Genomic DNA, 19,287 nt, shown 5'->3' on the forward strand with positions numbered 1-19,287 from the left:
TAATGCTACAGGCAAAATAATAAAACTATGCAAACAGATTTAGTACTAGATAAAAACACCACGCTTTCAGAAAACACTCCAATTCAACTTCCCAGGCTTGGCTTCCTGGGTGTAGGCTGGATTGGCCGTAACCGAATGGAAGTAATTGCTCATAACCAGGCCGGCAAAGTAGTTTATATTGCCGACCCAGTTCAGGTTAATTCAGAAGAAGCCTTAAAAACCGCGGATAATGCTATCGTTGTTAATGATTTGAAGGAAATGCTTACTGGCGATGTAGACGGCATCGTGATAGCTACGCCCAGTGCCTTACACGCGGAGCAAACCATTGCGGCCTTAGAAGCTGGGAAAGCGGTATTTTGCCAAAAGCCCTTAGGCCGGAATAAAGAAGAAACCAAACGTGTAGTAGAAGCAGCCCGGGAAGCAGATAAATTATTAGGCGTTGATTTATCGTATCGCTACACAAAAGCCATGCAGGAAGTGTACCGGGTAGTGCAATCTGGCGAACTAGGCGAAATTTATGGAGTAGAGTTAACTTTCCATAATGCCTATGGTCCCGACAAACCCTGGTTTTATGACCCTAAATTATCAGGCGGTGGGTGTGTAATTGATCTGGGCGTGCATTTAGTGGATCTGGCTTTGTGGTGCTTAAATTTTCCGGAAGTAGAAAAAGTTACTAGTAGTTTATTCAGTAAAGGCAAACGCATCACCGCTACCGATGTAATAGTGGAAGACTATGCAAATTCCAGCATAAACTTACAAACCGGTACCCATGTGCAGTTAACCTGTTCCTGGAATTTGCCAGCCGGGCAGGAAGCCATCATCAGTGCGGTATTTTACGGTACCAACGGCGGTGTTGCCTTCAAAAATACGAATGGTTCTTTTTATGATTTTGTGGCCGAACGATATTATGGTACCCAAACCCATACTATGTGCTTTCCACCCGACGATTGGTCGGGCCGGGCCGGGGTAGCTTGGGCGAACCGCCTGGCGGCCGGTGAAACATTTAGTCCGGAAGCCGAAGAATTTGTAAAAGTGGCCGAGGTGCTGGATAGAATTTACGGTAAATAATTCATGGCGCAGGACGGGAAACCGCTAAAGATTTTAATGACAGCCGATACCATTGGAGGTGTCTGGACGTATTCGCTTGAGCTCTTGGCGGCCTTGGGAGCGGAAAATATAGAGGTGGCTCTGGCTACCATGGGTGCACCTTTATCTGTTTTTCAGCAGGAACAGGTTAAAGAGTTGCCTTTTGTTCAGGTTTACGAAAGCAACTTTAAGCTGGAATGGATGGAAAATCCCTGGACAGATGTGGAGGCTGCCGGCCAATGGCTACTGGATATAAAAAATGAATTTAATCCGGATGTAATTCACCTGAATAATTTTCCGCATGGCAACCTGAACTGGGGAAAGCCAGTGGTAATGGTGGTGCACTCCTGTGTAAAATCGTGGTGGCAGGCCGTAAAAAATGAACCGGCTCCCGAAAGTTGGAATACCTACCAGGAAAAAGTTGGGGAAGGCTTACGGGCTGCTGACCTGGTGGTGGCTCCGTCTAAGGCTATGCTGGCGGAAGCAGTTGCCTTATATGGCCCTTTTAAAAAGCAACGGGTAATTTACAATGGGCGCAATACCGATAATTTCCGCTATGGCAAAAAAGAACCTTTTGTTTTTAGTATGGGCCGTATCTGGGACGAAGCAAAAAACATTCAGGCCTTAGCCGAGGTAGCCGCCTCATTAAGCTGGCCGGTATATGTGGCCGGGGAGACTGCTCACCCAGATTCAGGAAAAGATCTTCCGTTCCGGAATATTCGTTTTTTAGGAAAGCTTAACGAAGTTGAAATTAAAGAATACCTCAGTAGAGCATCTATTTTTGCTTTACCGGCCAAATACGAACCTTTTGGATTATCGGCTTTAGAAGCCGCTAATTCTGGATGTGCGTTGGTCTTGGGTAAAATTCCGAGCCAGCAGGAAATATGGGAACAGGCAGCTACTTATGTAAACCCAAATAATCCGGATGAGCTAAAAACCAGCCTGAATAATCTGATAGAGGATGAATTTATCCGCAATATTATGAGCTTCCGGGCTATACAGCGGGGACTGAAATACAGCGGAAAACAAAAGGCTTTTGAATACTACCGGGTATATCACCAGCTAATTTCTGAAAGAGAGTAGCAGATAAGACGACGATTTAATTTAACATAATTATGAAACTAGTGTTATTTTACCATTCCCTGCTTTCAGACTGGAATCATGGAAATGCGCATTTTTTGCGGGGTATTGTTCAGGAGTTAAAAGTTCGTGGGCACGATGTGCAGGTATATGAACCAGAAAATGGGTGGAGCCTGCAAAACCTGGTGGGTGAATACGGTGAAGAAAAGCTGGAAGAACTAAAGAAATACTATCCTGGCCTGAAAACCAATTTTTATAATCTGGAAACGCTGGATTTAGATGCCGTTTTAAATGAGGCCGACTTGGTGCTGGTGCACGAATGGAATGATCATGAGTTGGTAAGAAGAGTAGGGGTACACCGGACCAGGAGTAAATACAAACTGCTTTTTCATGATACGCACCACCGTGCGGTAACAGAAAAAGGAAGCATGGCTGCCTACGATTTAAGTAATTACGATGGGGTGCTGGCTTTTGGCGAAGTAATTAAAAATATCTATTTAAAAGAAAATTGGACAAAAAAAGCCTGGACCTGGCACGAAGCAGCTGATGATTACGTGTTTTACCCGCGAACCAAAACCGAAGATGCTGGTGACCTGGTTTGGATTGGCAACTGGGGCGATGAAGAGCGCACCGCTGAGTTGCATGAGTTCCTGATAAACCCGGTTAAAGAATTAGGTTTAAAAGCTAAAATCTATGGGGTTCGGTATCCGGAACATGCCCTGAAATCTCTGGCTGATGCCGGCATTGAATATGGTGGCTGGCTACCAAATTACAAAGCACCAGAAGTTTTTGCCAATTACAAAGTCACCGTACATGTGCCTCGCCGGCCATATGTAGAAGCCCTGCCGGGAATCCCAACTATTCGTCCGTTTGAGGCTCTTAGTTGTGGCATACCACTTATTTCGGCTCCCTGGGAAGATGCCGAAAATTTGTTCAGACCGGGTCATGATTTCTTAGTAGTCCACAATGGCGAGGAAATGAAAAAACATTTACAGTCTGTGCTGCACGATAAAAAAATCGCTCAAAATTTAGCTTCCTGTGGTTTAAAAGCTATTAATCGTCATCATACCTGCGCCCACCGGATAAGCCAGTTAGAAAAAATTTGTGAGCAATTAGGTATTGCCCCGGCTAAAATTTATGTAGATACAAATGAAGATATATTCTATGCATAATAAAAGAAAATTAAAAATAGCTTTCTTTGGTTCCAGCCTGGTTTCTGCTTACTGGAATGGCGCAGCTACTTATTACCGGGGAATAATACGGGCCTTGCACGGACGCGGGCATCAGGTAACTTTTTATGAACCGGATGCCTACCAGCGGCAGGAAAACCGCGACATGGCCGATCCGGACTGGGCTAAAGTAGTGGTTTATCCGGCTACGGAAGAAGCCGTTTTTAAAGTACTGGAAGAAGCAACTGAGGCCGATATTGTGGTAAAAGCCAGTGGCGTTGGCGTTTTTGATGAATTGCTGGAAGCGGAAGTTTTGAAATTACAAACTAAAGAGCGGATGGTTGTTTTCTGGGATGTGGATGCGCCAGCAACCTTAGACCGAGTGCATCATAATCCTCAGGACCCATTCCTGCAACACATTCCGCAGTACGATATGGTGTTGACCTACGGCGGCGGGGAACCTGTTATTCAGGCTTATGAAGCATTAGGAGCGAAAAAATGTGTGCCTATTTATAATGCCTTAGATACATCTACTCATTTTCCGGTAGCGGCAAATCCTGACTTTGCCTGCGACTTAGCCTTTTTGGGAAACAGATTACCAGATCGGGAGGCCAGAGTAGAGCATTTCTTTTTAGACGTGGCCGTACAGTTGCCGGATCAGCAATTTATAATAGGAGGTAGCGGTTGGGGCGATAAACCCATGAGCTCCAATGTAAAATACATTGGGCACGTTTATACTAAAGACCATAATGCTTTTAATTGTACACCCAAAGCGGTACTTAATATCAGCCGGGAAAGCATGGCCCGCTACGGTTTTTCGCCCGCAACCCGGGTATTTGAAGCCGCCGGTGCCGCTTCGTGTATTATTACCGATTACTGGGAAGGTATAGATTTTTTCTTTGAGCCAGATACAGAAATTTTGGTGGCTAAAAGTGGGGCAGAAGTGGCGCAGATTGTAGCCAGTTTAACTGACGAAAAAGCCAAGGCCATTGGTCAGGCTGCTTATAAAAAAGTTTTATCAGCTCATACTTATAACCACCGGGCTGATCAGCTGGAAACGCTCTTGTATAATAAAATAACAAACAAAACTGAGGAGTTAGTATGAAGCAGGAATCATTAAAGGTTGTTATTATAGGATTATCGATTACATCGTCTTGGGGTAATGGGCATGCTACTACTTTCCGGGGATTGGTTCGGGAATTAGCAGCGCGCGGACATGAGGTACTGTTTCTGGAACGGGATGTGCCTTGGTATGCTTCTAACCGCGATTTGCCTAATCCGAAATATTGCAAAACGGAACTGTATATTTCTTTAGATGATTTAAAGGTCCGATTTACCGAGCAGGTACGGGAAGCGGATTTAGTAATTGTTGGCTCTTATGTGCCGGAAGGAGTGCTGGTAGGGCAATGGGTGATTAATACCGCGCAAGGCATAAAAGCATTCTACGACATAGATACACCCGTTACGTTAGCTAAGCTGGAGCGGGAAGATTTTGAATACCTTCATCCAAACCTGATTCCGCAATACGATTTATATTTATCTTTTACCGGTGGACCAACCCTGGAGGTATTAGAGCAGAAGTATGGGTCGCCGAAAGCAAAGCCGTTGTATTGTTCTTTTGATCCGGAATTATACTTTCCGGAACAACAGGAAATGCAATGGGGTTTAGGCTATTTAGGTACTTACAGCGATGACCGTCAGCCCCCCCTGGAAAAATTGATGCTGGATGCGGCCCGCCAATGGCCGGAAGGTAAATTTGTGGTGGCTGGCCCGCAGTATCCGGCTTCGGTGCAATGGCCAGCAAATACACAGTACATTTCGCATTTGCCGCCCGCCGAGCACCGGAAGTTTTACAACAGCCAGCGCTTTACGCAAAACATTACCCGGGCTGATATGATTAAAGCCGGCTATTCGCCAAGTGTGCGGCTGTTTGAAGCGGCAGCCTGTGGCATCCCCATAATCAGCGATTACTGGGACGGCTTAGATTCCGTTTTTGATTTTGATTCCGAAATATTAGTAGCCTATTCAGCTAAAGATACGTTGTCTTTCCTAAAAGATATTCCCGAGGCTGATCGGAAAGCTATAGGAGAGCGGGCAAGGCAGAAAGTACTGAATGGGCACACAGCCGCTCATCGGGCGCGGGAGGTAGAGCAATATGTGCGGGAACTGTCCGGTGCCTTAAAAACTGTCTAATATCAAAGAAGTTACCAGTGAAAATGGTAATCTCTGCCGAACCCAAAATATATTTTAAACCAAAATAAGGCTCCTTAGGTATACCTAGGGCAACTTTTATAAACCACAAATGCATGACTACTTCAATACAGCAGGAAATTGAAAACTTAGGTCCCTGGTTCCATAATATTCATTTGCCTGATGGTACCCAAACGGCACCTAAACATGCTTTTGGTGATTTCCCAGCTTTTAAGTGGAGAGAAATAGAACCCAATATTCCTGCTGATTTAAACGGATGGAATGTTTTGGATATTGGTTGCAATGCCGGCTTTTATACCATTGAACTTGCCAAGCGAGGTGCACAGGTTTTAGCCATTGATGTAGATCCGCATTACCTGAAACAGGCTGCCTGGGTAGCCGACCAATTTGGCTTTACCGACCAGATTGAATTCCGCCACATGCAGGTATACGATGTGGCACGCCTGGACCAGAATTTTGATCTCATCTGGTACATGGGCGTTTTGTATCATTTACGATATCCTTTATTATCGCTGGATATTTTAAGCCAAAAGCTTAAGCGGATGATGATTTTTCAGACGTTAACCCTGCCTGGTGAAGCAGTGGCAGAAGTGCCGGAAGATTTACCTATCAACGGGCGGGAAAAAATGCAGCAGGATGGCTGGCCGAAAATGGCCTTTATTGAACACCGCTTAGCCGGGGATATTACAAATTGGTGGGCGCCTAATCATGCTGGTATTGAAGCAATGCTTCGTTCTTGCGGTTTTAAAATTAAAAGCAGACCAGGTCACGAAATTTATATCTGCGAACCTGATGCTGAAAACCCAACTCAGTTGCACAGCTGGAATAGCTCGGAGTATTTATCGGCAACCGGGCAAAACTGGGAAGAAGCGGTAAAAGCTAAAGTAGCAGATAAAAATCGTACACTCACTTCATAAGGTAGTCGGGGAGCATTTTTTTAATCTTGGAAATAGGAGAAACGGGCATGGAGAGATTTCCAAAAGTTGTAAAAAAAACTTATTTTTCGATTACCAGCAGTATTGCTTTTTGGCCTACCATAATAGCCTGTTCTTATTTTGTATTAGCTATTTGTATCTGGTATTTCGAAGGCACGAGACTTAGCTCTTTTCTCGAGAGCAAAATTCCTATTTTTAAGAATTTAAAAGAAGACGTGGATAATGCCCGTTTACTTTTAAATATTTTAGCTTCCGGCACTATTACCCTGACGGTGTTTAGTTTCTCCATGGTTATGATTGTGTTAAGCCAGGCTTCCTCTAATCTTTCGCCCCGGGTTATACCCGGATTAGTTTCTGACAAATCACACCAGGTGGTATTGGGGGTAAATGTAGGCACTATTATTTACTCGTTATTTCTGATACTTAGTTTTAAGCCCGGGAAATCAAATGCTACCATTCCGGTTATAGGTATTTTGCTAGGTTTGGTGTTCGGCATTCTTTGTTTGGCTTTGTTTGTTTATTTTATTCATTCTATCTCCAAATCCATTCAGGTAGATACTATTATTAAAAGGATTTACCGGAAAGCCCTACAGGAATTTAAACGGGAAGGCGAAATAAGTATAGAAGATCATACAGATGAGATAGTAATAGAAAAACATGATTGGGTTGTTTTTGGTAGTGTAGAGTCTGGATATTTAAGGCGAGTAGAAAAAGACGTTCTGTTGGAGTTTGTTACTGACCATGATTTATTGGTGGAAGTGATGGTGCCTCTAGGTACTTTTATGGTGATAGGTAAACCGTTTTTAAAATTTAACCGGGATGTAAGCCAGGTAAAAAATATAAATGATATAATATATCAGTGTTTCATCTTTTCTAAAGATGAAATGGTAACACCTGATTATGAATATAATTTCCGGCAAATAACCGAAATAGCGGTTAAGGCGTTAAGCCCGGGTATAAACGATCCTGGTACTGCCTATAATGCCATTGATTTTATGACCTTATTATTGGCAGAAAGGCTTAAAACCAAAGAAACTACCTACCTATATGATCAGAATAAAAAAGTGCGGGTAATATTATCACGGTCTTCTATGGATAAATTGTTGTTTAATTATTTAACACCCATCCGCACTTATGGTAAAAACGATGTCATGGTTATTCTGAAGCTTCTGGATTGCCTTAAAACGCTTATACATCTAAATAAAAAAGAACAAACATATTATCCTGAGCTTTTAAAGCATGCCTTTGCCATTCGGGAAGATGCTGATGAATTTATTAGAAATCGGGAGGATCGGAAACGGGTAAACGAGATGTTAAACCAGTTACAGGAAACCTGCCAGGTTAAAGCAGGAAAAATAGCCCTGGAAAATTTAACAATAACCAGCACCTGATTTCTTCTTTTTGCTTTAAAAGTCCTGCTTCTGAAGATTTTAAACCCCCATATTAAAACATTGTATCATATTTTTAAACTTAGTTTTTAAAGAAAATGGGAATGCCCTGGATCCAGGTAGCTCCTGGAGCCCCTTATTTTATAACTGAAGAAGGCAATGCCTGGACGCCAATTGGGCAGAATGATGCCATTACCTGGCCTGATTTTGCCGGATTATTCCGGCGAAAAGATATGGCAGCTGTGGAAGGTCATTTGGCTTATCTGGTAGAGCACGGAGTTACCGTATTACGGTTTATGCTGGAGTATGCTCAAACGGAAAACCGTTATTTTGAAAAACCAGCTGGTAAATTTCAGCCTAACATGATTAAGCTCTGGGATGATCTTTTTGCTTTGTGTGAGAAATATGGGCTGCGTATTTTATTGACCCCATATGATACATTCTGGATGTGGATCCGGTGGAACCATCATCCTTATAACCAAGCCAATGGCGGGCCCTGCCGGAAGCGCTCACAATGGTTGCTTTGCCCGGAAACCCTAAAAATTATCAAAAACCGGTTAAGCTTTGTAGCAGAACGTTGGGGAAGCAGTGGTGCTTTATTTGCCTGGGACTTATGGAATGAAATTCACCCGGCCCATGCCGAAAACAATCCTGAAGTTTTTAATGAGTTTGTAGTAGAATTAAGTACCCACTTACGGGAAGTAGAATTGCGGTTGTATGGCCGGACCCATTTGCAAACAGTTTCTCTTTTTGGTCCGGTTTTATATGAGCATCCTATTGTGGCCGACGTTATTTTCCGGCATCCGCAACTCGATTTTGCCACCACCCATTTTTACGATGCTAAAACCATTAACCATCCCAAAAATACAGTAGCTTCGGCCATTTGTACCGGAGCATTAATTCGGGAGGCTCTGGAGCATTTACACCAGCCTAAGCCTTTTTTTGACAGCGAGCACGGTCCTATACATGCTTTTAAAGATTTACATAAAACCTTGCCTGCGCCTTTTGATGATGAATATTTCCGGCATATACAATGGGCCCACTTTGCTTCGGGTGGGGCAGGAGGTGGTATGCGTTGGCCTAACCGGCATCCGCACGTTTTAACTTACGGCATGCGCGAAGCCCAAAAAAACTTAAATAAATTTCTTCCTTTACTTAGCTGGTCCTTTTTTAAAAGAAAAAATTTAAACCACGAAATCAAAATTTCTTCGCCGGCTCTTTCTGGTTTTGCCTGTGGCGACGAACACCAGGCTTTAGTCTGGCTTTTAAGGAAAGATAAAATTGAAAAAAATGGTTTAGTGTCTAAAGTCGCAGAACCGGTTGGCTTTACTATTTCCATACCAGGTTTAACCAGTAGCAGGTACCTTATTTCTTATTTTGATACAATATCGGGTATGGTAATTCACACGGAAGAAGTAGAAAAAAGAGGAGTTGAGGAACTCGCCCTTACGCCGCCTCCTATAGTGGCTGATATGGCTATAGCTATAAGAGGAGATAAAGTATAAGAGCTTTAAAAATAACAAGTTTTTGAAAGGGATACACGCTTATTGTATCCCTTTTTTATCTCCGCTTAGGTTCTGGTCTACTAGCTGATCTGCTATAGCAGAAGTATTTTTTTTGTTTAGCAAAATTCTGAAACTGAATAAAAACAAAAAGGGGAGGATCATTTTCCATTGTAGAGGCTTATTCCTCTTTCCTAAACCGAATTTTATTATTCCTTTTTCCTTGCCGATCCTAATCAATTTTTTGATGCGATTTAACAAGCTGATCCTCAAGTAAAATCAAACAAGGATTTAGGTCTTAACCAGAATATTTTAAAATAAAAAAACTTTTAGTTAAAAATGTATGTATATACATTAAATGTAGTTACATTTGTATTGTCAGTAAACTTATGGCAAGCAGAACAATTTAAACAATAGAGATATGTCAACAACAAAATGGATTTTAGACCCAATGCACAGTGAGGTGCAGTTTAAGGTAAAGCATTTAATGATTACTACAGTAACAGGATATTTCCAGAAGTTTCATGTAGAAGCAGAGACAGCAGATGATCAGTTTACGTCAGCAGAAAGTGTCGTATTTACTGCGGATGTTGATTCCATCAATACCAATAATGACCAGCGGGATACGCACCTGCGCTCAGCTGATTTCTTTGATGCGGCTAATCATGGAGAAATCAGGTTTGAAGGTACCGGTTATAAAAATGTAGGCGGCGATAATTACCAGTTGGATGGTAACCTGACTATCCGGGGCATCAGCAAGCCGGTAAGCCTACAGGTAGAGTTTGGTGGTATTGTAGTAGACCCATACGGACAAACCAAAGCTGGTTTCACCGTTTCAGGTAAAGTTAGCCGCAAAGAGTTTGGCTTAACCTGGAGTGCTGTTACCGAGGCGGGTAGTGTAGTAGTAAGCGATGAAATAAAACTGCAAGCCGAAATTCAGCTCGTAAAACAAGCTTAAAGTTTATTGTTAAAGTTGAAAAGCCGAAGTAATTAAAAGTAATAATTATATTTCTTTATTACTTCCCGTACAAACTTCAAGAAACCAATATAAATCATGCTATGAAATTTGAATTATATAAGCCAGCGGAAAGAGGATTAAAAGATATTGGTTGGTTAAAGAGCAATTTTATTTTCAGCTTTTCTGGTTTTTATAACCCGGTCCGAGCTGGATTTGGTTTACTACGGGTGTTTAATGATGATTTTGTTCAGCCTAAGAATGGATTTGGTATTCATCCGCACGCTAACATGGAAATTATTTCCATAATGCTGGCCGGCTCCATGAATCACATTGACTCGCTGGGTTATAAAGAAGTAGTGCATAAAGATTGGGTACAAATAATGAGTGCCGGCAGTGGCTTGCGCCACGAAGAACATAATGTTGGCGAGGACGAGGTTAATTTTTTGCAAATCTGGATAGAACCAAAACTGCAGAATATTACTCCTCGTTACCAGCGCCGGTATTTCCCGGAAGAGAAACGACTGAATAAATTAGTGACAGTGGTCAGTAACGAAGAAGGCCAAAGCCATTGCTGGATAAACCAGAATGCTAAACTTTCTTTGGGTTATTTCGAACAAGAACAGACCTTAACTTACTCCTTTAATTCTTTAAATAAAGGCATTTTTATTTATAATATCAGCGGTACACTGCAGGTAAACCAACAGAACTTAAATCAACGGGAAGGGATTGGCATCTGGGAAACAGATCACCTACAATTCAGTTTTTTATCCGACAGTAAATTCCTGTTAATAGAGGTGCCGATTAATCATTAATAACATTATGGAAAATACAATTCTAGGCCTGCACCATATTACGGCAATAGCCGGGTTAGCCAAAAAAAATTTAGACTTTTATACCAAAACCTTAGGCCTGCGTTTGCTAAAGAAAACTGTTAATTTCGATGATCCAGGCACTTACCATTTGTACTACGGCGATGAGAGGGGTAGCGCCGGAACTATCTTAACTTTTTTCCCTTACGAGGGTGCCCGAAGAGGCAGTGCCGGTACGGGTATGGCCACCAACATTGCTTATTCTGTGCCCGAAGGCAGCTTTGACTTCTGGATTGATCGGTTTGAAAAGTATAACGTTATTTACAACAAACCTTCCGAAAAGTTTGGGGAAAAATACATAACCTTCTTAGATCCGGATGGCTTAAAATTAGAACTGGTTATACCTAAAATACAGGATAACCGCGTAGCCTGGGAAACCGACGAAATAAAAGCCGAGGTGGCTACCAAAGGTTTTCATGGGGTAACGTTAACTCTACGCCATATTGAAGCTACTGCGGCTATTTTAACCGACATTTTTGGATATAAATTGTTAGAGAAAAGTGGCAACCGCTACCGCTACATCACAGAGTCAATTGATTCGGCTAATATTATAGATTTAGTGGAATTACCAAACGAAGCGCGGGGTATAGGTGGGGCCGGTACCAATCACCACATAGCATTTAGGGTAAAAGACGAAGAGGTATTAATGCAGTTCCGCCGGAAAGTAGCAGGGGCGGGCCATGGCATTACCGACAAAATTGACCGTAATTATTTTTATTCACTTTATTTCCGGGAGCCGGGAGGCGTATTGTTTGAGATTGCCACTGATAATCCGGGATTTGGCATTGATGAGCCCTGGGATAAATTAGGTTCAGGTTTATTATTGCCGCCGCAGTACGAAGCGCGTCGGGCGCAAATAGAAGCTGTTTTACCTAAGCTGGATTAATTTTTTCCGGCGTGTTCCGCAGTTTATACAGACGTCTTACTTTAAAATAACTTCTTATGTATATCCATAAAACCCAGATTATAACCCAGGGACGACCCTTAATGGAATCTAATAAAGCTTTAATTATGATTCACGGTCGGGGAGCTACTGCCGAAAGTATTTTATCCCTGGCAAATAATTTACCTGTAGCAGATTTTTCTCTTTTTGCTCCACAAGCAACTAACCATAGTTGGTACCCATATAGTTTTATGGCGCCCGTTGAGCAAAATCAGCCGGCCCTGGAATCGGCCCTGGAAAGAATAGATGAGCTGGTAAAAAGCATACAGGACCAAGGCATATCGAGCGAAAATATATTCCTGTTGGGTTTTTCGCAGGGTGCTTGTTTAACTTCTGAGTATGCTACCCGCTATGCTCAGAAGTTTGGCGGACTTTTAATCTTTACTGGTGGTTTGGTTGGACAACAATTAACTATAGACAATTATCAGGGAAATTTTGCCGGAACTCCGGTTTTAATTACTACGGGTGATCCGGACCCGCATGTGCCTGTAAGTAGGGTGGAAGAAACCGTAAGTATTATGGAAAATAAAGGGGCGGTAGTAACTAAAAGAATATATAAAAACCGGCCGCATACAATAACAGGGGAAGAATTAGCGCTAGCTAAAGAAATTTTGATTAAGGCATCTGCTAAATAATTTTTAATCCTCCGGCGGTATGGATTTAGAAATCATAGATAATAAGATTAATCATCATTTTGAAACCACAGTAGAAGGTAAAACAGCTTTTATCGATTATAAAAAGCGGCCTAGTGCTTTGGTAATTTTTCATACGGAGGTTCCTAAGGAACTGGAGGGTAGGGGAATTGCAGCTGCTTTAACTAAGCATGTATTAGATTATGCAGCAAGAGAAGAATTGGGAGTAGTACCGTTCTGTCCTTATATGCTGGCTTACCTGAAACGGCACCCGGAATACCATTATTTGGTAAAAAGTAAAAAAGCAGTATAAAAGCCTAAAGCAATTAAATTATACTTATCAGAAAAAAAGAACTCGTTAAGCATGAATCCGAAGAAAATAGCTGGCGAAAAAGCTGTAGAATTTGTAACAGATAATATGGTGGTAGGGTTGGGAACTGGTTCTACAGCGTTTTTTGCTATACAGAAACTGGGAGAACGGGTGCAGGAAGGCTTACAGATTAAGGCCATTGCTACTTCCCTGGCTTCCGAAAATTTAGCCCGGGAGCTGCAAATTCCGCTCACTACTTTTGCTGAAGTTGACTTTCTGGATGTGACTATTGATGGTGCCGATGAAGTTGATGAGAACAATAACCTAATAAAAGGGGGAGGAGGGGCATTACTTCGCGAAAAAGTTGTGGCTTATCATTCAAAAAAATTTCTGGTTATTGTAGATGAAACTAAACTGGTGGAGAGGCTGGGTAAGTTTGCATTACCCATAGAGATTGTACCTTTTGGTGCCGACTTAACCCTGAAACAATTACAAAAATTGGGCGGTAATCCTTTAATAAGGCAAGCAAACGGACAGAAATTTATAACTGATAACGGCAATTTAATTGTTGATTGTCAATTTTATCCCATTGAAAATCCCGCCAAGCTAAACCAGGATCTTCACCTAATACCGGGGGTGGTAGAGACTGGTATCTTCCTCAACGAAATGGTTCATGCCATCATTTCTGCTTCCGACACCGGTGCAATAACTTTAAGAACTTAACTTGGAAAAGCAGGCTAATTTCTGGTGAATTACCTTACAGGGTTATTGCTGAAATTAGCCTGCTGAAATTAATTATTGGCCACCAGCTAATCCATTCTTTACCCAATTGGCTACCATTACCGTACGTTTTGCCTGGTGAATGGCAGCTTCCCGGGCATCATTCTGGATGCCTTCCCTATTAACAGTTACACTAGTGCCATAAGGATTACCACCAGCGCCAAAAATAACCTGATCGGTGTAGCCCGGGGCAGCGATAATAGCTCCCCAGTGGAACATCATGGTATACAGCGAAAGTAAGGTGGCTTCCTGTCCTCCGTGCGGATTTTGTGCACTGGTCATGGCACTTACTACTTTATTAGCTAATTTACCATTAAACCATAAACCACCGGTAGAGTCCAGAAATTCTTTTAGTTGAGCCGCCATGACGCCATAGCGGGTAGGTACACTAAAAATTATACCATCTGCCCATTCCAGGTCAGCCAAAGATACTTCGGGTTCTTCTTTTACAGCTTCTACGTGGGCTTGCCAGGCCGGATTTTGAGCAATGGCTTCGGGCGGTGCCAGTTCCTTTACTTTAAGAATTTTTACATCTGCTCCTGCCTGCTGGGCACCTTCGGCTGCCCATTTAGATAATTGGTAATTAGTGCCGGTAGCACTGTAGTAGATAATCGCCAAATTTACGTTTGCCATAGTTTTATTTTAGTTATGGATAAGAGATATGAATATATTTTTTTGACCAGGTACAGAGGCGTTTGGAATAATACCGTGCATTCGGGTTGGAAACGATGAACCTTCAACTATTAGGTCATGGGTTTGCTGCACTTCCATGTTTGCTTTTATTACTGTTCTATCAACTTCTTTAACCAGCCAGTCCACGACTTCGGCTTTTCGCTCTTTTAAAAGGTTGGCTGCTTTAAGTAATATTTCCTGTCGCTCAAGGGTTTTGGTGTTGCGCCAGGAATTAGCGGTACCTTTGGCTACGGCAAATGCCCGGTTTTCGTATTCTTTACTGGTGCGGGCAACCGTATTTAAAATAGCATCATCATAAGGGTTTAAGTTATCCGGGGTAAAAGCTTCGCCACCATCGAGCCATTGGCCTTCAATAAATTGCTTATTCAGCTCCTGTAATGCCGTCATCTGTTAGAGTAGTAGGTGAACCCGTAGTTTTACCGGCCTTTTTATATTTTTGTTTTTATAAGCCTTTCAAGATCAATTATAATGGATTACAAAATAGCCAGGAGATGCGGAAGAATAGCAGGAAAAGGAGGTAAAGGCTTAAAAGGGTGCTAAACCATATTCAATAAAAAAATTAATCTTTTTTGGTCAGTAGCTAACTAAAGAATATTTCTTAATTTAATGCCTTACTAAATATTAACGGGGATGCCCTTTCAGGTAAATTTTAAAGGAGAAAATGTTATTGCCATTGAAGAAAGCCAAACCTTATTGGAGGCGTCGCTGGCAGCAGGAATTCCGCATTACCATGCTTGTGGCGGTAATGGCCAGTGTTCTACCTGTCGGGTTTTAGTCCTGGAAGGTGCGGAGCAACTTTCGGAACAGAATAGTTGCGAACGGGTAGCCAGGCAAGTAAGAAAGTTTGCTGATGATATCCGATTAGCCTGCCAAATAAAAGTAAAAGGAGATGGGCTTATCGTGCAACGGATAGTAAAAGATGAAACCGACCGTTTCTTATTTATCAATAACGACGGGGAGGACCTGCATCAGGTAACGGGTATCCGGAAGAAACTGGTGTTATTTTTTATTGATATCCGGAATTTTACTCCTTTTATAGAAAGTAATCTTCCTTTTGATGTCATTCATATTATGCGCCGGGCCTTTGCTATTTTTAAAAATGCAATAGAACAATACAACGGTAAAATTATAGATACGGCCGGCGATGGTTTATATGCCGTTTTTGGGTTGGAATCAAAAATAAAAACTTCCTTAGATTCGGCTGTACTGGCAGGTCTTAAAATATTAGAGGATATCAAGATCTTCAATAATACTTACCTGCGTCCTTATTTTAACCACCAGTTTGAGGTAGGAATTGGGGTGCACGCGGGTAAAGTTATTTATGGCAATGTAGGAATTGGCCTAAATGATAACTTAACAGTGATGGGCTACCCGGTAAATATTGCAGCCCGACTTCAGGCTGCTACCAAAGAAGTAAACAACAGCTTTGTCATTTCTGAATATGCTTACCAGTTACTTAAAAAGCCACCTTATGCAGTAGGAACTGCCCGGCTTACCTTAAAAGGGATAAGTGCCCCATTTGAAGTAAAATTAATAGGTAAACCTTACCAACCAGTGGTCGCTTTTGCTAAAAATGATTAGGTTACTAGTTTAATTTTATATTGGGAAAAAAAGTTAAACAACTCCTATGTCCGGCTCTCTAACTTTAAGGGATTTTTGAATACCAAAAGTTAAAACAACATTAATTCCGGCCATAAGGCAAAGAACCGCTAAAAACCAGAATATTCCCATGTGCTGAATAAGGAAACCACCAATAAAGGGCGTAAATGCCTGGGCGATCAAAGGGGGACGAGCTAGGGTCCCCATTATACTGGCATAAGAACCAGAACCAAAGATATAAAGCGGTAAGGTTCCGCGTAAAATTGAGCGCATACCATTTCCCAGGCCGTACATTATTATTCCTAAAAAGGCCATTTGGGGAAAAAACAACAACAGTCCTAACCCGGCTAAAACTCCTACCGCCGACATAATGGAAGTTTTTACAGGAGATCTTTTAGGCAAAATAACTTCTAAAATTCTGACCCCAACCTGGCTTGGACCTAGCAAAGCTCCTAAACCAATGGCTACCGCTTTGGGCAGCTTCCTGTCTAATAATATATCTATTAAATGCAAGGAAACAGCTGTCATTAAAACTGCACTAATGGTGAAACTAAAAAGCAGGAAATAATAGACGGTGGGCCGTTTAGGAGTTGCAGGTGTTGATTCTATACTGAATAAAGTATTGTTTTTTACTTTGCCTGTACGATAAGCAGCTAGAGTATAATAATGAATAGGAAATATACTGACAAATAAAAGTACGGCGTAAAGTTGGCAGGTGGTGCGCCAGTCGAAATACTCCAGCAGGATAGAAAGAGCTGGCCAGACCAGGGTAGTGCAAAATCCGGAAATTAAGGTGATTTGGGTGATAGCCTTACTGGCATTTGTGCCATATTTTTTTCCTAAAGAAGCAAATAATGTATCGTAGAGGCCCATGGCCATACCAATGCCAATAATAACCCAACCGGTTATAAACAAGGCAATATGGGTTGATAATGATAACACCACTAACCCGGCACCAATAACAAAACCACTGTATAAAAGAAAATGATAGTTTTCCTGGGAATTAATTTTTTTTCCAATGGTAGGAGCTAAAAGTCCGGATAGTAGTAATGCCAGGGATAAGGATCCGTAAACCAGTTCTGGGGACCAGCCTGTTTCCTGCATGATAGGTTTAGCCAGAATGGCTAATAAAAAAAAAGAGCCCCCCCATAAAATAATTTGTCCTATGCCCAATAAAATATTACTGAATAAAGCGGGTGCGTTAGGTTTTACTTCTGGGGAGTTCAATATAATTGTTTTAAAAGCCAAATTTCTTAAAGAAAACTTTAATAAACACAGGGATAATTATATTTTAAGAATAGCTAATTAACGGAGGTGGAAATTTTAAGTATAACAGTAAAGCTATAAAACAACTAAATAAACAACTATGGGATTTTTTTCAGGATTAATTGGCAATGCAGGGGTAATGCAACCCAACGAAATACAAAAAGAGTACGGCAATTTGCTCGCTCCCAATGAACAGATAGAGATAGGCTTTAAGCTTATAAGGGATGTGTTTGTGTTTACCAATAAAAGGCTTATACTAGTTGATAAGCATGGGCTTACTGGCAAACGAACTGAATACATGTCCATCATGTACAAAAGCATTTCCAGATTTAGCATAGAAACTGCAGGTCATTTTGAATTAGATGCTGAATTAAAAATTTGGCTGTCAAATGAATTGACCCCAAGTATTGCTAAAAAATTTAATAAGCAGGTGAATGTGTACGATCTGCAGAAAGTACTGGCCCAGCATGTTATGTAAATAAAAAACCGGTCAAGACTAAATATTTCGATAGCAAAGTGCCAGGCAAATCTTATACTTTGCCAGGTTCCTGCTTAGTTTTGTGCTATGGTAATTAAAAAAATAACACCTGAAGATACCTGGCCTATCCGGCAGAAAGTAATGTGGCCAGATAAGCCAATTAGTTTTGTTAAGCTGGAAGAAGATAAGAATGGTACGCATTACGGGCTTTATCAGGATGAGGTGTTGACTTCTGTTGTTTCTGTATTTGAGGTTAATGGAGAAATTCAGTTCCGGAAATTTGCGACCTTGCAGGATAAGCAAAAAAGAGGGTTTGGCACCTTACTTCTGAATCATGTATTAGCTGAAGCCAGAAGCAGAAAAGCAAAAAAAGTTTGGTGTAATGCCCGGGTCCATAAAAAAGGATATTATGAGAAGTTCGGTTTGGCAGATACCCACCAGCGGTTCGCTAAAGCAGGAAAGGAATATACTATTATGGAATTAATTTTAATTTAAGTAAGATTAGCTTAATTAAAGGTATATGAATCTGTTTAACTAAAAAAGCCACCGGCTATATTATAACCAGTGGCTTTAGCCTGCTTCAAAGGTTTACTTTAAATGCCTAAAGCTCTTCTTTTTAAAACAGCAAATTCTTCGTTTGTAATAGAACCTCTTTCGCGTAGTTGTTCCAGTCTTTCAATTGTTGCGATAGAATCTTCTACTGATTTAGGATTATTATCCTGGTTATCAGTATTAAAAGGCTCATTAGTATCGTAGAAGGTTGAGCTGTTACGGTTAGTGTCATAAGTCCCGGTATCTTCCGGAGCATTATAAAACCGATTTTCATTATAATAATCAGATGCGTAAAAATCGTTAGAAAGTGGTTGAGCAGCTGCAGGTCGAGACAAAGGTACCTGGTTGTTGTCTGAGAAAGTATGATCCGTGTTCCGGTGATCCGCTATATCATAATCAGTTCTATTTTGATCGGAAGTAGGGTGAAGGGTATTATGTTGCGATTTCATAAATAAATCACGCACCGAATATTCATAATCCTCCGGAATAGGACCCCCGCCATAAACTGGATAGTTGGAGAGGGAATTGGAATCAATAAAGGAAACAAAGATATTATTCCTTTTTTTATCCAGGGCAGCTGCTCCAATTGGTATTAACAGGTAAGGATCATACTCAGATTTAAAAAATTTTCTTTCGGCAACCACATATAAATAACGTACTTTCATGGCTGTAGGATCAAAAATTAAATCCCGGACAACGCCAAAATATTCTCCGTCTGATCCTACTACACGCCAACCTAAAACATTTGGATTGTCTTTAGCTATCTCATAATCCTTCATACCACTCAACGGTACAAGCCTATCCGTATCGACATATTTTATATTATCATTTCTCAT

The 19,287-nt window shown here is 41.4% G+C and carries 21 protein-coding genes; 17 read left to right on the forward strand and 4 right to left on the reverse strand.

Going from position 1 to position 19,287, the window contains the following annotated elements:
* Positions 1–27 precede the first annotated feature (27 nt).
* The 14 genes from ADHAQ_RS0119175 (at position 28) to rpiA (ending at position 13,806) form a co-directional block, all read left to right on the forward strand.
* Positions 28–1,068 carry a Gfo/Idh/MocA family protein gene (locus ADHAQ_RS0119175; protein ID WP_026464323.1) on the forward strand — a complete coding sequence of 347 codons (1,041 nt, stop codon included), beginning with the start codon at positions 28–30 and terminating at the stop codon, positions 1,066–1,068.
* Between the two features lie 3 nt (positions 1,069–1,071).
* Positions 1,072–2,169: a glycosyltransferase gene (locus ADHAQ_RS26310; RefSeq protein ID WP_034256928.1), complete on the forward strand. Its 1,098-nt coding sequence runs from the start codon at positions 1,072–1,074 to the stop codon at positions 2,167–2,169.
* 32 nt (positions 2,170–2,201) lie between these two features.
* The gene (locus ADHAQ_RS0119185) at positions 2,202–3,338 is read left to right on the forward strand and encodes a CgeB family protein (RefSeq protein ID WP_026464324.1); all 1,137 of its coding nucleotides are present in this window, start codon (positions 2,202–2,204) and stop codon (positions 3,336–3,338) included.
* Complete coding sequence (locus ADHAQ_RS26315; protein ID WP_034257479.1) at positions 3,331–4,440, forward strand: CgeB family protein; 1,110 nt, start codon at positions 3,331–3,333, stop codon at positions 4,438–4,440. Before ADHAQ_RS0119185 ends, ADHAQ_RS26315 begins: the two co-directional genes overlap by 8 nt.
* Positions 4,437–5,528 carry a CgeB family protein gene (locus ADHAQ_RS0119195; protein WP_026464325.1) on the forward strand — a complete coding sequence of 364 codons (1,092 nt, stop codon included), beginning with the start codon at positions 4,437–4,439 and terminating at the stop codon, positions 5,526–5,528. Before ADHAQ_RS26315 ends, ADHAQ_RS0119195 begins: the two co-directional genes overlap by 4 nt.
* Before the next feature lie 113 nt (positions 5,529–5,641).
* Positions 5,642–6,463, forward strand: coding sequence for a TIGR04290 family methyltransferase (locus ADHAQ_RS26320; RefSeq protein WP_034256929.1), 822 nt, complete (start codon positions 5,642–5,644; stop codon positions 6,461–6,463).
* A 47-nt stretch (positions 6,464–6,510) separates the two neighbouring features.
* Positions 6,511–7,872: a DUF2254 domain-containing protein gene (locus ADHAQ_RS0119205; RefSeq protein WP_157433464.1), complete on the forward strand. Its 1,362-nt coding sequence runs from the start codon at positions 6,511–6,513 to the stop codon at positions 7,870–7,872.
* A 95-nt stretch (positions 7,873–7,967) separates the two neighbouring features.
* Entirely contained in the window at positions 7,968–9,374 is a 1,407-nt protein-coding gene (locus ADHAQ_RS26325) for a glycoside hydrolase 5 family protein (protein WP_169728016.1), read from the forward strand.
* Positions 9,375–9,792: 418 nt separating this feature from the next.
* Complete coding sequence (locus ADHAQ_RS0119220) at positions 9,793–10,329, forward strand: YceI family protein (RefSeq protein WP_026464328.1); 537 nt, start codon at positions 9,793–9,795, stop codon at positions 10,327–10,329.
* 101 nt (positions 10,330–10,430) lie between these two features.
* Complete coding sequence (locus ADHAQ_RS0119225) at positions 10,431–11,141, forward strand: pirin family protein (protein WP_026464329.1); 711 nt, start codon at positions 10,431–10,433, stop codon at positions 11,139–11,141.
* A 7-nt stretch (positions 11,142–11,148) separates the two neighbouring features.
* The gene (locus tag ADHAQ_RS0119230) at positions 11,149–12,084 is read left to right on the forward strand and encodes a ring-cleaving dioxygenase (RefSeq protein ID WP_026464330.1); all 936 of its coding nucleotides are present in this window, start codon (positions 11,149–11,151) and stop codon (positions 12,082–12,084) included.
* 56 nt (positions 12,085–12,140) lie between these two features.
* Positions 12,141–12,776, forward strand: a complete 636-nt coding sequence (locus tag ADHAQ_RS0119235) for an alpha/beta hydrolase (protein ID WP_026464331.1) — start codon at positions 12,141–12,143, stop codon at positions 12,774–12,776.
* Positions 12,777–12,795: 19 nt separating this feature from the next.
* Complete coding sequence (locus ADHAQ_RS0119240; protein WP_026464332.1) at positions 12,796–13,086, forward strand: GNAT family N-acetyltransferase; 291 nt, start codon at positions 12,796–12,798, stop codon at positions 13,084–13,086.
* A 51-nt stretch (positions 13,087–13,137) separates the two neighbouring features.
* Entirely contained in the window at positions 13,138–13,806 is a 669-nt protein-coding gene (gene rpiA, locus ADHAQ_RS0119245; RefSeq protein ID WP_026464333.1) for a ribose-5-phosphate isomerase RpiA, read from the forward strand.
* 72 nt (positions 13,807–13,878) lie between these two features.
* On the opposite strand, the gene wrbA is transcribed toward rpiA, so the two are convergent.
* Together wrbA and ADHAQ_RS0119255 are read right to left on the reverse strand one after the other, a co-directional pair.
* Positions 13,879–14,496, reverse strand: coding sequence for an NAD(P)H:quinone oxidoreductase (gene wrbA, locus ADHAQ_RS0119250; protein WP_026464334.1), 618 nt, complete (start codon positions 14,494–14,496; stop codon positions 13,879–13,881).
* A gap of 9 nt (positions 14,497–14,505) precedes the next feature.
* Positions 14,506–14,943 carry an aldehyde dehydrogenase family protein gene (locus tag ADHAQ_RS0119255; protein WP_026464335.1) on the reverse strand — a complete coding sequence of 146 codons (438 nt, stop codon included), beginning with the start codon at positions 14,941–14,943 and terminating at the stop codon, positions 14,506–14,508.
* A gap of 243 nt (positions 14,944–15,186) precedes the next feature.
* Here ADHAQ_RS0119255 and ADHAQ_RS26330 point away from each other — a divergent pair, with 243 nt between their 5' ends.
* Entirely contained in the window at positions 15,187–16,137 is a 951-nt protein-coding gene (locus ADHAQ_RS26330) for an adenylate/guanylate cyclase domain-containing protein (RefSeq protein WP_051360035.1), read from the forward strand.
* 33 nt (positions 16,138–16,170) lie between these two features.
* On the opposite strand, the gene ADHAQ_RS0119265 is transcribed toward ADHAQ_RS26330, so the two are convergent.
* On the reverse strand, positions 16,171–17,382 hold the full coding sequence (locus tag ADHAQ_RS0119265; RefSeq protein ID WP_157433465.1) for an MFS transporter: 1,212 nt from the start codon (positions 17,380–17,382) through the stop codon (positions 16,171–16,173).
* Positions 17,383–17,521: 139 nt separating this feature from the next.
* Here ADHAQ_RS0119265 and ADHAQ_RS0119275 point away from each other — a divergent pair, with 139 nt between their 5' ends.
* Together ADHAQ_RS0119275 and ADHAQ_RS0119280 are read left to right on the forward strand one after the other, a co-directional pair.
* The gene (locus ADHAQ_RS0119275) at positions 17,522–17,899 is read left to right on the forward strand and encodes a PH domain-containing protein (RefSeq protein ID WP_026464337.1); all 378 of its coding nucleotides are present in this window, start codon (positions 17,522–17,524) and stop codon (positions 17,897–17,899) included.
* An 87-nt stretch (positions 17,900–17,986) separates the two neighbouring features.
* A complete protein-coding gene (locus ADHAQ_RS0119280; RefSeq protein ID WP_026464338.1) occupies positions 17,987–18,394 on the forward strand; it encodes a GNAT family N-acetyltransferase in 408 nt (135 codons plus the stop codon).
* 98 nt (positions 18,395–18,492) lie between these two features.
* Here the strand turns inward: ADHAQ_RS0119280 and ADHAQ_RS0119285 are convergent, their stop codons facing one another.
* Positions 18,493–19,287 carry a PRC-barrel domain-containing protein gene (locus tag ADHAQ_RS0119285; protein ID WP_026464339.1) on the reverse strand — a complete coding sequence of 265 codons (795 nt, stop codon included), beginning with the start codon at positions 19,285–19,287 and terminating at the stop codon, positions 18,493–18,495.

The organism is Adhaeribacter aquaticus DSM 16391 (assembly GCF_000473365.1).
GTDB lineage: Bacteria > Bacteroidota > Bacteroidia > Cytophagales > Hymenobacteraceae > Adhaeribacter > Adhaeribacter aquaticus.